Raw genomic sequence first — 13357 nt, 5'->3', positions numbered from 1 at the left:
CCCACATGCTCCCCACCCACTACCACACCCTCCCCACCCTCCCCCTCACCCCCAACGGCAAAATCGACCGCAACAACCTCCCCACACCCGACCAGACACCGGCCGAGGCGCCGGACCGCACCCCGGCGAGCACCCCGGCCCAGCACCTGATCGCCCGCGGCTGGGCCGAGGCCCTCGGCATCGAGCCGCACCTGATCGGCATCCACGACAGCTTCTTCGCACTCGGCGGCGACTCGATCCGCGCCATCGGGGCGGTCGGCCGGCTGCGCGCCGCCGGGCTCGACATCGCCGTCCAGGACGTCTTCCGGTACCAGACGGTCGCCCGGCTCGCCGAGGCCGTCGCCCCCCGTGACGCGAGCGCGGAGCAGACCGGGCCGGCCCCCTTCGAACTGCTCGCCGAGGCCGACCGCGACCGCCTCCCGGCAGGGCCGACGGGGCCGGTGGACGCCTACCCGCTCTCGCTCGCCCAGGCCGGCATGGTCTACGAGATGCTCGCGGGCGCCGACCGGGGCGCGTACCTGAACAACCTGAGCCACCCGGTCCGCGACGACGGCGCGTTCTCGGCGGACGCCCTGCGCGCCGCCGCAGCCCTGCTGACGGAGCGTCACGAGATCCTGCGCACCTCGATCGACCTGTCCTCGTACTCCGAGCCGCTGCAACTGGTGCACCCCGCCGCGACGATCGCGGTCACCCACCACGACCTGCGGCAGCTGGGCGCGGCGGAGCAGCGGGCCGAACTCGCCGCGGCCGTCGCCCGCGACCGGCTGGCGCCGTTCGACCTGGCGGTGCCCGGGCTGCTGCGCCTGGCCGCCTACCGGCTGGACGAGCGGCACTGGCAGCTGTCGGTCAGCAACTGCCACGCGGTGCTGGACGGCTGGAGCCAGACCTCGCTGGTCGCCGAGCTGCTGGGCTACTACCGGGACCTCCGGGCCGGCCGGGAGCCGGCTCCGGCCGCCCCGCCGGTGGCCCGGTTCGCGGACGCGGTCGCCCTGGAGAAGCGGGCCCTGCGGTCCGCCGCGGACCAGGAGTTCTGGCGTGACCGGGTCGCCCGGTTCACCCCGCTGACCGTCCCGCAGGCCTGGGCGGCCCCGCCCGGCGCGGGCGGCGAGGCCGGGCGGGCGGGGGCCGGCGAGGTGGCCAGGGTCGACCTGCGGGGCCTGCTGCCGGAGCTGCGAGCGGTGGCGCGGGACGCCGGGGTGCCGCTGAAGAGCGTCCTGCTGGCCGCGCACCTCACGGTGCTGGGCATGGTCAGGGGCGGCACCGAGAGCCCGGCCGCCTTCCACACCGGCCTGGTCTGCAACGTGCGGCCGGAGACGGTCGACGGCGACCGGGCGCGCGGCATGTTCCTCAACACGGTTCCCTTCGGGCAGACGCTGGACGCCCCGAGCTGGACCGAGCTGGCCCGCGCGGTGTTCGCCGAGGAGACCGCCCTGTGGCCGCACCGGCACTACCCGCTGGCCGCCATGCAGCGGGCCTGGGGCGAGCGGACGCCGCTGGTGGACGTCTTCTTCAACCACACGGACCTGTCGGTGTCCGACGGCGATTCCGACAGCGATTCCGACGGTGATTCCGGCGGCGACTCCGTCGGTGCGGACGAGGCGGGGGAGCGCACGCCGAACGAGTTCGGCCTCTCGGTCTCCACCGTCACCGGCGGGCTCCTGCTGGAGGCCGACGCGGACCGGGTCGGCCCGGCCGAACTCGACCTGCTGGCCAGGACCTACCGGCACGTCCTGGCGGGCCTGGCCGCCGACCCGCAGGCCGACCCGCGCCGCACCGCGCTGCCCGAGCCGGACCGCCGGATGCTGCTGGAGCGCTGGAACACCGAGCCGCCGGCCACTGCCGGGCGCAGCCTCGTCGAGCTGTTCGAGGAGCAGGCGACCCGCACCCCGGACGCCGTGGCCGTGCTCTGCTCGGGCGAGCGGCTGACCTACCGTGACCTGGCCGAACGGGTCGCCCGACTGGCCGGCCACCTGCGGGAGCTGGGGCTGGGCCCCGGCTCGACGGCCGCGGTGTACCTCGAACGCGGTCCCGAGCTGCTGGTCGCCCTGCTGGCCGTGCTCGCCGCGGGCGGCGCCTACGTACCGCTGGACCCTGACCACCCCGCCGAGCGGAACGCGTTCGTGCTCGCCGACACCGGTGCCGCGGTGATCGTCACCCGGACCGGCCTGGAGGAGCGGCTCACCGGGCTGCCACCGGCCGGCGCCGGCCCGGCCACCGTGCGGCTCGACGCGGACCGGGAGGCGATCGCCCGGCAGAGCCCGGTGTTCGCCGGCCCCGGGCTCGACCCGGACGCCCTCGCGTACGTCATCTACACCTCCGGCTCCACCGGCCGGCCCAAGGGCGTGATGATCACCCACGGCGGCCTGGCCGACTTCCTGACCGCGATGCTCGAACTGCCCGGACTGGCCCCCGGCGCGCCGGTGGCCGCGCTGACCACGGTCTCCTTCGACCCGTCGGTCCTGGAGCTCTACCTGCCGCTGCTGGTCGGCGCCCCCGTCGTGCTCGCGACCGCGGAGGAGGTCAGGGACCCGCTGCGGATGGCCGCGCTGATCACCGCCACCGCCCCCGCGATCGTCCAGTCCACCCCCGTCACCCTGCGGATGCTGCTGGACAGCGGCTGGTCGGCCCCGGCCGGGCTGGTGGTGCTGTGCGGCGGCGAGCGGCTGCCCACCGAACTGGCCCGCCGGCTCGCCGCCGACGGCGCGCGGGTGCTGGACCTGTACGGCCCCACCGAGACCACGGTGTGGACCACCGTGACCCGGCTGCACCCGGACGGCACCCCGGCGCACTGGTCGCTGGTGCCGGGGACCGTCCTGCACGTCCTGGACGGCGGGCTGGAACCGGTGCCGGTCGGCGTCCCCGGCGAGATCTGCCTCGGCGGCGCCGGCCTGGCCAGGGGGTACCTCAGCCGGCCCGGCGTCACGGCGCGGGCCTTCGTGCCCGATCCGCACGGCCGGGAGCCAGGGGCCAGGCTCTACCGGACCGGTGATCTCGGCCGCCGCCACCACGACGGCCGGGTCGAGCTGCTCGGCCGGGCGGACCACCAGGTGAAGATCCGCGGCCACCGGATCGAGCCCGGCGAGATCGAGGCGGTGCTGCTGGGCTGCCCGGAGATACGGGCCGCCGTCGTCCACCCGACCGCCTGGGGCGCGGGGGAGACCGAACTGGTCGCCTACCTGGAGCCGCACCCCGGCGCCACGCCGCCGGACAGCGGCGACCTGCGTGACCTGGTGGGCCGGCTCGTCCCCGACTACATGATCCCGGCGGCCTTCGTCGTGCTGGACGCGCTGCCGCTGACCCCCAGCGGCAAGGTCGACCGGGGCAGGCTCCCCGCCCCCGCCCAGGCCGCCCGCACCGGCGCGTACCTGGCGCCGCGGACCGAGCAGGAACGGCTCGTCGCCGGTGCCTGGTGCGAGGTGCTCGGTGTCGAGCGCGTCGGCGTGCACGAGAACTTCTTCGAGCTCGGCGGCCACTCCCTGCTGGCCACCCGGATCGCGCTGCGGCTGCGCGACGCGACCGGGCTGGACGTACCGGTCCGAGCCCTGTTCGACCGCTCCACCGTCGCCGCGCTGGCCGCGGCGCTGCCCCAGTACGCCAAGCGCCCGACCCAGGAGATGCCCCGGCTGGTGGCCGGCCGCCGGTTCCGGCGGCCGGACGCGGACGGCCGGCGGCCGCACGGGTCCGCGCGGGGCGCCCAGCCACCCCACCACGACGAAGACGGAGACCAGCCGTGACCCGCACCATGCTCAAGTCCAAGATCCACCGTGCCACCGTGACCCAGGCGGACCTGCACTACGTGGGATCGCTGACGATCGACCAGGACCTGATGGACGAGGCCGACCTGCTCCCCGGCGAACTCGTCCACATCGTCGACATCGACAACGGCGCGCGCCTGGAGACCTACGTCATCGCCGGTCCGCGCGGCAGCGGGATCATCGGGATCAACGGCGCGGCCGCCCGGCTGATCCACACCGGCGACCTGGTCATCATCATCAGCTACACCACGGTCAGCGACGCCGAGGCCAAGGCGCTGGTGCCCACGGTGCTGATGGTGGACGCCGCCAACCGGCCGCTCGCCCGGACCGACGACCCGGCCGAGCCGGTGCCCGGCACCGCGACCAGCCGCGGCGACGCCGTGAGCCCCCGCTGACCCCGCGCCCCTGACCCCGCGCCCCTGACCCCGTCGGCCCTGACTCCGTCGGCCGAAGACGCGCTGACGGAGAGGGGACGGCAGCCGCCGTATCGGTGGGATGACCGATGTGCGGAGGGTGGGGGCGCGGCCATAGTCCCGGGGAGGGCGTTCGCGGGTGGCCGCGGTGCGCCCGGTCTCCGAAAGGGCCTTCCATGGACACGCATGCGGATCTGGTGTTTCTCGACGGGCGGGTGGTCACGGTCGACGCGGAGTTCTCCGTGGCCTCGGCCCTGGCCGTGACCGGAGGCGTCATCAGCGCCGTCGGCGGGCGGGACGACGTCGCGCCGCTCGTCGGCCCCCGCACCCGGGTCGTCGACCTGCGGGGGGCGACCCTGCTTCCCGGCATCAACGACTCCCACCTGCACGGATGCGCCTTCGGCATGGCGACACCGCCGCTCTCCCTCGACCTCGGCCACCCCGCCGTGTCCTCGCTCGGCGGCGTGGCCGAGGCGGTCCGGGAGGCCGTCGGGCGAGTCCCGGACGGGCAGTGGATCACCGGGCACGGCTGGGACACCGGCTACCTCGACGAGTGCGTCCTGGATCCGTCGCGGCGGCCCTCACGGCGCGACCTCGACGCCGTGAGCCCAGACCACCCCGTCGTCCTGTACTCCTTCTCCGGGCACGCGACCTGGGTCAACTCCATGGCCCTGGAACTCATCGGGATCGACCGGCACACCGTCGCCCCGCCCGGCGGGGCCATCGTCGTGGACGAGACCGGGGAGCCCACCGGGCTGCTCCACGAGGGGGCCCAGGACCTCGTCCAGCACGCGCTGCCGCCGCTCAGCCGGCAGGAGCGGACCGACGCGATCAGGTCGACCCTCGCCACGCTCGCCCGGCTCGGTGTGACCAGCTACACCGAGCCCGGGCTCGGCCCCGGCGGCGCCGGCATCATGCGGGGCGCGCTCGGCGCGGAGACCCTCGACGTCTACCGCCGGCTGCTGGCCGACGGCGAACTGACCGCCCGGGTCGGCGTCCTGCTCCTGCCCACCGGAATGACGAGCACCACCGCGGAGTTCGCCCGGGGCCTCGCGGCCCTCGGCGGAGCCGGGGACGAGGATCCGCGCCGCCTCGCGATCCACGGGATCAAGGTCTTCGCGGACGGCGTCGTGCCCAACAAGACGGCCTGGATGCACGAGCCGTACGTCGGCGGCGGCTGCGGATCCCTGTGCGTCGGCGGCGGGACGGACACCGAGCGGACCGCCGAGATCGCCGCCATGATCCGGCTCGGCCACACCGCCGGGCACCAGCTGGGCGTCCACGTCACCGGCGACCGGGCCATCGACACCGTCGCGGACGCCTTCGCCGCGGCCGTGGCCGAGCACCCGCGGCCCGACGCCCGCCACTACGTCATCCACGGCGACTTCCTCACCGCGCACAGCATGGAGGTGCTGGCCGCGCACGGCTTCGGCGTCAACATGAACCCCACCATCAAGTGGACCGTCGCCGACATGGAGGAGGAGTTCGTCGGCGCCGAGCGGGCCGCGTACGCCTGGCCCTACCGCGACGCCATCGACGCCGGCGTGCGGGTCGCGAGCGGCTCCGACGCCCCCGTCACGTTCCCTGACTGGCGCCAGGGCCTCGCCACCATGGTGCTGCGCGAGTCGAAGGCCGCCGGCCGGGTCAGTGGTCCCGAGCAGCGCATCGGCCTGGCCGAGGCGATCCGCACCTACACGATCGACGCGGCCTGGCAGGACTTCGCCGACGACTGGAAGGGCTCCCTGGAACCGGGCAAGGCCGCCGACCTCTGCGTGCTCGACGGGGACCTGCTCGCCGCCGACCCCCGCGACATCCCGGCGATGCCCGTCGTCCTCACCGTCGTGGACGGGCAGGTCGTGTACGACGCCCTCCGCGATTGACGTACTCCTGGTCCGTGATCATCCTGGGGGGATGGCACCGGAGCGGAGTGGGGCGGACATCCTGGACGCGGCCGTCCGGGTCCGCGAGGCCGCCAGGAGCGCCACGGCCGGTACGGCCGGCTTCGACACGGTCCTGGCGGCACTGTCGGAGGTGATGGAGTACGACCACGCCTCCCTGGCCCGATGGGATCCGCTGCGCCGGCGCCACACCACCCTGGCCGGGAGCTACCCGGACGACGCCACGGCCTACATCGAGACCCGCCTCCACCACGACCCGGTGTTCCCCGTGCTCCGCAGCCCCGCCCGGGGCGGGCTCTGGCTCAGGGACGTCCCCCGGCAGCTGCTGGCGGCCTCGCCGGGCTTCCGGAAGGTGCTGTCCCCCCTCGGCGTCGAGGACGGCGTGTCCCAGTGCCTGTTCGCCGCCGACGGCCGGTACGTCGGCATGCTGAACGTCAGCACCTGCCGGCCGCGGAGCGCGCCCGATCCGGCGCGTGCCGTGGTCACGCTGCTCACCGAGAGCCTCGCCGCGGCCGTCGCCCCCCGCCCGGGCCGGCCGCCCCGGCAGGCCGCCGCCGGCCCCGCCGCCGACGCGGGCCGGCTCGGCGGGCTCTCGCCGCGGGAGCTCCAGGTGCTGGCCGAACTGACCGCCGGCCGAACCAACCGGGAGATCGCGGCGCGGCTGTACATCACGCCCCGCACCGTGGGGACCCACGTCGAGCACATCCTCGCCAAGCTCGGCCTTCCGAACCGCGCGGCCGCCGCCGCCCGGGCCGCGGCCGGGGGGATCGAACCCTCCCGCTGACGCGGAGGGCCCGGCGCGCCGCGACCGGCGCGGCTCCGCGGTGCCTTCCCGGGCGGGGGCTACCCGGCCTGCTGCTCCAGCCGCGTCCGCAGGACCCGGTTCTCCTCCTCCAGGGCGGCCAGCCGGTCCTGGAACTGTTCGAGGTGGGGCCGGAGTTCGGCCTCGGAGAAGCGCGGGGTGATGTGCTGGGGGCAGTTCCAGTTGAAGCCCTCGACGTGGACGGTCATCAGGCGTTCCACCCGCCCCCCGGTCCGGGTGGAGAGCAGGCGCCGGTCGAGCTCCGGGTCCTTCTCCAGCTCCTGCACCGAGGCCCGGCCGAAGAGCTTCAGCCGGGCCTGGCGGGCGTAGTCCATGAAGAACAGCGCCACCCGGCCGTCCGCGCGGATGTTGCCGGTGCTGATGTACTGGCGGTTGCCGCGCACCTCGGCGAAGGCGATCGTCCGCTCGTCGACGACCTGGGCGAAGCCGGGCGGGCCGCCGCGGAACTGGACGTACGGCCAGCCGGTCTCGCTGACGCTGGCCAGGTAGAACCCGTCGCGGGAGTGGATGAAGCCGGCCTCGGCCTCCGTCAGCTCCTCGGGCTCGTCGCCGTGCGCGAGCTGGCGGATGGCCGATAACTCGCTTCCCTGTTCCCGCTGGACCCGGCGGACCTCTTCGGTGTACGCCAGGTGGGCGTAGCGGCCCATGCTGTGCTCCTTCTCGCCGGTCGGGCGGGTGGGTGGACGCGATGGTGCGGTGGCGGGCCGGATCACCGGGCCCGCCGGGTCACCCGATGGGGACGGTCGCCGGGGCGGCCGCGAGGATCGAGGTCAGGAGCCCGGGGAAACGGGCTTCGAGGTCGTCCCGGCGCAGCCGGCTGAGCCGGCTGTTGCCGACCAGCCTGGTCGCCACGACACCGGCCTCGCGCAGGGTGCGCAGGTGGTGCGAGACGGTCGAGCGCTTGACGGGCAGGTCCAGCGACGTGCACGACTCCTCGCCGGAGGCGTCGAGCGCGCGGAGGATCTGCAGGCGCACCGGATCGGCCAGCGCCTGGAGTACCGTGCCGATGTCCACCGCCGCAAGGTCGGGCTGTGGCAGCCAGGTCTCCTCGATCGCGTGCATCCGCTCTCCGCCCTGCTCGTCGGTGTGGCCGTGTAGCGGTGCCGACGATACCCATCCGTCCGGGCCGCCCGGTCGGGGGCCTTTCCGCACTCCGATAGTAGTCGGCTTTTCCGATGAGCATTGACTCTTGTGAGGTTTTCCGGCCGTCGCCGGGGAGTGGCGGCGCGGCACGTCCGGAGGTTGCGGAAGGCTTCAACCGGCCTTCGCCGAGGGGTGTTTGGCCGGAAACCACCGGTCGGTCGCATCGGCGGACCCAGTCGGAAACCCCCAATGGTTACGATGCCGGTCGTAACGGGCGGAATTCATCGAACAGGGAGCAGCACCATGACCGACACCGCCGACGCCTCCCCGGCCGCCCCCTGGAGGCCCCCCGCGATGCTCCTGGCCCTCGGCACCTTCGCCGTGGGCACCGACGCCTTCGTCATCGCGGGCCTGCTCCCCGACATCGCCGGCTCGCTGCACGTCGACGTCGCCGGGGCGGGCCAGCTGGTCAGTGTCTTCGCCATCGCCTACGCGGTGCTCTCCCCGGTCCTGGCGGCCCTGACCGGCACGTGGTCACGGCGCACCGTGCTGGTCACGGCGCTGCTGGTGTTCGGGGTGGGCAACGTGGTGACGGCGGTCGCCCCCGGCTACGGGCTGGTGCTGGTCTCCCGGGTGGTCGCGGCGGCAGGCGCGGCGATGTTCACCCCGAACGCGGGCGCCACGGCGGCGGCGCTCGCCGGTGCGCGCCACCGTGGCCGGGCGATCGCCGTCGTGACCGTGGGCCTGACCGCCTCGCTCGCCCTCGGCGCTCCGCTGGGCACCGCCATCGGCAACGCGGCCGGCTGGCGGGCGACGATGTGGTTCGTCACCGCCCTGGCCGTCCCGGTCGCCGCCGTGATCGCGCTGCGGCTGCCCGAGACCAGGCTCGGCACCGCGGCCGGACTGCGCCGGCGCCTGTCCCCGCTCACCGACCGGCGGGTGGCGGGCGTGCTCGCCTGCACCCTGCTGGCCTTCGTCGGCGTCTACCTCCCCTACACGTACATCAGTTCCGTCTTCGCGCCGGCCATCGGGGGACACGGCGGGCGCCAGGTGGTACTGCTGCTGGTCTTCGGAGCGGCCGGCACCGCCGGGAACCTGATGGCCGGAAACCTCGCCGACCGGTACGGGCCGCGCCGGGTGGTGATCACCGCCACCCTGGGGCTCGCGGCCGTGTTCCTGGCGATGCTGGGAGCCAGGGACTCGTTCGCCGCCGCGCTGGTGGCGGTGGCGTTCTGCGGGGTGGCCTCCTGGTCGCTGACCGCGCCGCAGCAGCAGCGGATCATCGCGCTCGCCCCGGCGGGGTCCGAGGCCCTCGTCGTCTCGCTCAACGCGGCCGTGCTGTACCTGGCGGTCTCGCTGTCCAGCGTCCTCGGGGGGATCGGCCTGAAGGCCTTCGACTCCGCCGGGTACCTGTTGCCGGCCGCGGCGGCCTTCGCCGTGTCGGCGGCCGGCGTCGCCTGGTTCTCCGGCCGGGCCGCCGGTCGCACGGCTCCCGCCGGGACCCCGGCCGAGCCGGTGTCCTCGGCCGCGGAGTGAGGCCGCCGGGCGGCGGCGGCCGGGCGTCACCGGGCGCCCGTTCCGCCGGCGGGTGGGGCTGCGGCCGGGCGCGGGGCCCCGCCGGGACCGGAGCCGTACGCCCGGGCGACCATCACCAGGAACGCCGTCTCGCCGACCAGGTCGTGCGCGCCGTCCACGGCGAACGTCGCCGGCCGCAGCGGCCGCCGGCCGCACCGCTTGGCCTGGCACGCCGCCCGGAGCCAGGCGGCCACCGCCGCCGCGTGCACCGCGCAGGGGTCGGCGGTCCGGCAGCCGTGCCGGCCGCCGGGCGGCCCGTAGTCCCGCAGCACCAGGATCGCGTCCCGGATCTCGATCACCTGCCGGTAGACCAGCAGCCGCCAGGGCGCCCTCGGCAGCAGCAGTTCCAGCACCCGGGGCCGGGGCGGTGCCAGGGCCACCGACGGTACGGCGGCGACCAGGTCGCGCCAGAGCCGCCAGAGCAGCCAGAAGGTCGTCGCGTCCCGCCACACGCGCTGGAGGGCGACGGCGGCGGGCATCGCGGGCACCAGGGCGGCGACGGTGACGCTCAGGGTGAACATCCGGAGAACGGCTCTGCTGAACACGGGGATCCCTCCATCGGCCCGGCTCCGACCGGCGGCAGTGGTGCTTCGGCGGGTACGGGCGGGCGACGGTGACGAGGAGGGCAGGGCCGGTGCGCGCCGCCCGCCGCCGGTTCGGCCGCCCGTTCAGCAGCCAGTACAGATGGCGCTGTAGGCGGCGGTGCAGCCGCACGGGCCCCGCTCCGTGGCCGGCTCCTCCGCCCTGGCCGCGCGGGTGCGGATCAGGCTCGCCAGCATCTCGGCCTCCTGCTCCTGACGGGTGGTGTAGTCGGTGCGCGCCAGGAGGTGCCGGGCGAGGGCGGGGTCGACCTGGCCGAGCCGTTCGATCGGCACCACGGCGCCGAGTGCCGCGGGCGCCGGGTGGTCGAACAGCATGTGCCCGATCTCGTGCAGCACGATGTGCTCCTGGTGCGGGCGGCTGGTCTGCTGCTCGAAGAAGATGTAGTCGTCCGTGCCGGTGGCCAGCCACAGTCCGCAGGCTCCCGCCTCGGCGGCCCCGGGCGGCAGCGGGTGCAGGTGGATCGGCCGCCGGCGCGCGGTGGCCAGCCGGGCGCAGACCCCCTCCAGGGAGAACGGCGCGGCCAGGTCCAGGGTGTCCAGCATGGATCGGCAGTGGCGGCGCAGACGCCGGTACGACAGGCGCTGTCCCGGTGCCGGCGGCCGTGTCCACATGGTCAGCCGCCGGTGGAGTTCTTGGGCGGCAGGCCCTCCAGCGCGCGCAGTTGGTCGATGATCGCCGCCGCCGCCATCAGGCCCCTGGGGGAGAGCCCGTCCGCCCGTGCCGCGATCTTCGTGATCCCGGTGTCCCGGAAGACCTCCCACTCGCTCAGCCGGATGCCGGCCTCGCGCAGCGCGACCAGTGCCGACAGCGCCGAGTCGGTCTCCTGGGCGACCTCGTCGTCGAAGAAGTACGCGGGCTTGACGCCGAAGAAGGTCGCGAGGGCCTCCAGGTGGTGCAGCGTCGGATTGTTGCGGGTGCCTTTGCGTAGATAGGCAATATATGCCTTCGAGATATCTCCGCCATTGAGATAAATTGCCTTCGCCACCTCGTCGTTGCTGTACGGGCCGCGACCCCGGGGGTGGATGGTCGCGAAGAGGTGGTTGAGGCGCGTCCCGAGTTTGCCCGGGCAGGATGGTGCGCGTTCTTTCATTGCGTTCCGCTCCTCACCAACAGTCCCACAGGGAACACGCCGCACACGGATTCTGATTGTTGACATGAATGTGCCGCAAGGTAAGCTGACGTCATGGCAACTGTCGTGGCCGCAAACGTTGTTGCGGCCTGACGATACAGAACACCAGTTGCCGCCGTCGACTCCGCCCCGACGGCCATCATGGCACGAGGAAAGCGCCACGTCTGCCTTCTGCCGACTCCCCCCACCGAAGAACTTCCGCACCTGCGTGGATTTTTTGCCTCTCCGCTGCTCAGCGATCGGACAGGACGGACAACTGGGATGGAAGAACAAGGCCCGACCAATAGCACGACACGGATCCAGATATTCGACCCCGCGCCGAAGGCCGAGCTGCGCCTGGTCTGCTGCCCGCACGCCGGGGCCTCCGCGGGAACCTATCGCCGGCTCTCGGCCGCCCTTCCCGGCGGCGTCGAGGCACTGTCGGTCCAGTACCCCGGGCGGAGCGGGGGGACCCGGGAGCGCGGGATCGACGACATCGGCGCGCTGGCCGACCGGATCGGCACCGAACTGCTCGGCTTCGACGACCTGCCGCTGGCCGTGCTGGGCCACAGCATGGGCTCGGTCGTCGCCTTCGAGGTGACCCGCCGGCTGGAGGAGGCCGGGCGGGCCCCGGTGCGGCTCCTCGTCTCGGGCCGCCGCTCGCCCTCCGCCGGGCTCGGCCTGGACATCCCCCAGGGGGACGACGAGATCCTGGACGAACTCCGGGAGCTGGGCGGGATCCCGGCGCGGCTGCTGGACAACCCGAAGTACCGGGAGTCGATCCTCGCCGTCATCCGCAACGACTACCGTGCCAACTCCCGTTACACCGCCCGGCCCGGCACCACCGTGGCCTGTCCGGTCAGCTTCCTGTTCGCGGACGCGGACCCCTACCTCGACCGGGCGGCGGCGCTCGCCTGGAAGAGCCACACCACCGGGGAGTTCAGGCTCACCTCATTCCCCGGCGGGCACTTCTTCCTCGATCAGCAGTTGGCCGCGGTGGTCGGGACGATCACCGCGGACCTGGGTGTCGGATCCACCGGACGAGAGGACGGGAAAAGGCCGTGAAGCGGGGACTCTGCTCGATCGACGAGGATCTGGCGGTCCGGGCCTACGAGCGGCTCCTGGCGACCAAGGGGGTGACCTCCTCGGAGCTCGCCGCCGACCTGGACATCACGGCGGAGCGGGCGGAACAGGCGCTCTCCGCCCTGCGCTGCCTGAAACTCGTCAGGTACTGCCCGGACCAGGGGTACTACGCGGCGCGCAGCCCCGACATCGCCCAACTGGAGCTGCTCATGCCACTGGAGCAGGCGATCCGCGACAAGCGCCGGGAACTGACGGACTTCCAGGACAAGCTGGGCTCGTTCGTCGACACCTACAGCAACCTCCAGCGCACTCGGCTGCGGAGGGACCCGGTGCTCAGCGGGCTGGATCCGGAGCAGACCGGGCTGCGGATGGCGGACGCCCTGCGCGACCGCCCGTCCGAGATCCTCGTCATGGAACCGCTCGCCCCGGTCCAGGGGCAGGACTCCCACGCCCTGGGCCTGTCGGCGCTGCCGTCCGGGATCCCGATCCGGGTCCTGTACCCGCACACCGCCCGCAGCAGCCTGGCCGCACGCGGCAGCCTGCGGGCGCTGGCGGAGGCGAGCGCGCGGGTCCGCACCTCGACCCAGGCGTTCGAGCACCTGGTCATCGTGGGCGGCGAGGTGGCCTTCCTGACCGACCCCCGGGGCGACGAGGACCTCCGGGGCGTCACCGTCGTCTACGAGCCGGCCATCGTCGCCCGGATGGTGCGCTCCTACGAGCACGCCTGGGCGTCCGGCACGGACATCGACTCGAACGTGGTCAGGTACGGCGAGACCAGGGACGAGGTCCGCTGCGCCATCCTGGAACTGCTCGCCTCCGGGCTCAAGGACGAGGTGGTGGCCCGGCGCATCGGCATGTCCTCGCGCACCTTCCGCCGTCACCTCGCCACCATCATGGACGAGTTGAACGCCGAGAGCCGGTTCCAGGCGGGCGCGGCAGCCGTCCAGGCCGGACTCCTGCCGGTCCGGGCCGCCGCCGGCTGACCGGTTGGGCGCCGTCATTCCCGACGGGCGTCG

Annotated in this window: 12 protein-coding genes; 7 read left to right on the top strand and 5 right to left on the bottom strand. The window is 74.0% G+C overall.

Annotation, left to right across the window (positions count from 1 at the left end):
* The 4 genes from ACZ7C5_RS28865 to ACZ7C5_RS28850 form a co-directional block, all read left to right on the top strand.
* The coding region (locus ACZ7C5_RS28865) for a non-ribosomal peptide synthetase (RefSeq protein WP_470323742.1) at positions 1-3734 on the top strand (3734 nt) is incomplete at its 5' end.
* Positions 3731-4150: an aspartate 1-decarboxylase gene (gene panD, locus ACZ7C5_RS28860; RefSeq protein ID WP_188297067.1), complete on the top strand. Its 420-nt coding sequence runs from the start codon at positions 3731-3733 to the stop codon at positions 4148-4150. The genes ACZ7C5_RS28865 and panD, both read left to right, overlap by 4 nt.
* Before the next feature lie 194 nt (positions 4151-4344).
* A complete protein-coding gene (locus ACZ7C5_RS28855) occupies positions 4345-6048 on the top strand; it encodes an amidohydrolase (protein ID WP_470323741.1) in 1704 nt (567 codons plus the stop codon).
* Between the two features lie 31 nt (positions 6049-6079).
* Positions 6080-6850, top strand: coding sequence for a helix-turn-helix transcriptional regulator (locus tag ACZ7C5_RS28850; protein ID WP_401090033.1), 771 nt, complete (start codon positions 6080-6082; stop codon positions 6848-6850).
* A gap of 59 nt (positions 6851-6909) precedes the next feature.
* Here ACZ7C5_RS28850 and ACZ7C5_RS28845 read toward each other — a convergent pair whose 3' ends face one another.
* Positions 6910-7536, bottom strand: a complete 627-nt coding sequence (locus ACZ7C5_RS28845; protein WP_401090034.1) for a pyridoxamine 5'-phosphate oxidase family protein — start codon at positions 7534-7536, stop codon at positions 6910-6912.
* 79 nt (positions 7537-7615) lie between these two features.
* A complete protein-coding gene (locus ACZ7C5_RS28840; protein ID WP_188297063.1) occupies positions 7616-7951 on the bottom strand; it encodes an ArsR/SmtB family transcription factor in 336 nt (111 codons plus the stop codon).
* A gap of 324 nt (positions 7952-8275) precedes the next feature.
* Between ACZ7C5_RS28840 and ACZ7C5_RS28835 the strand changes: the two genes are divergently transcribed.
* Positions 8276-9508, top strand: a complete 1233-nt coding sequence (locus ACZ7C5_RS28835) for an MFS transporter (protein ID WP_401090036.1) — start codon at positions 8276-8278, stop codon at positions 9506-9508.
* A 26-nt stretch (positions 9509-9534) separates the two neighbouring features.
* On the opposite strand, the gene ACZ7C5_RS28830 is transcribed toward ACZ7C5_RS28835, so the two are convergent.
* From ACZ7C5_RS28830 to ACZ7C5_RS28820, 3 genes are all read right to left on the bottom strand, one after another.
* On the bottom strand, positions 9535-10092 hold the full coding sequence (locus ACZ7C5_RS28830; RefSeq protein WP_470323740.1) for a DUF6545 domain-containing protein: 558 nt from the start codon (positions 10090-10092) through the stop codon (positions 9535-9537).
* A 123-nt stretch (positions 10093-10215) separates the two neighbouring features.
* On the bottom strand, positions 10216-10692 hold the full coding sequence (locus ACZ7C5_RS28825) for a zinc metalloprotease (RefSeq protein WP_401090039.1): 477 nt from the start codon (positions 10690-10692) through the stop codon (positions 10216-10218).
* Between the two features lie 71 nt (positions 10693-10763).
* The gene (locus tag ACZ7C5_RS28820) at positions 10764-11240 is read right to left on the bottom strand and encodes a helix-turn-helix domain-containing protein (RefSeq protein ID WP_401090041.1); all 477 of its coding nucleotides are present in this window, start codon (positions 11238-11240) and stop codon (positions 10764-10766) included.
* 300 nt (positions 11241-11540) lie between these two features.
* On the opposite strand from ACZ7C5_RS28820, the gene ACZ7C5_RS28815 reads away from it, so the two are divergent.
* Both ACZ7C5_RS28815 and ACZ7C5_RS28810 read left to right on the top strand, forming a co-directional pair.
* Complete coding sequence (locus ACZ7C5_RS28815) at positions 11541-12323, top strand: thioesterase II family protein (protein WP_188300247.1); 783 nt, start codon at positions 11541-11543, stop codon at positions 12321-12323.
* The gene (locus tag ACZ7C5_RS28810) at positions 12320-13324 is read left to right on the top strand and encodes a LuxR C-terminal-related transcriptional regulator (protein WP_188300246.1); all 1005 of its coding nucleotides are present in this window, start codon (positions 12320-12322) and stop codon (positions 13322-13324) included. Before ACZ7C5_RS28815 ends, ACZ7C5_RS28810 begins: the two co-directional genes overlap by 4 nt.
* The last annotated feature ends 33 nt before the right edge of the window (positions 13325-13357 follow it).

Source organism: Kitasatospora sp. NPDC036993 (assembly GCF_055607525.1).
The sequence above is the reverse complement of the archived record's forward strand: the minus strand, read 5'-3'. Positions and strand labels throughout refer to the sequence as shown.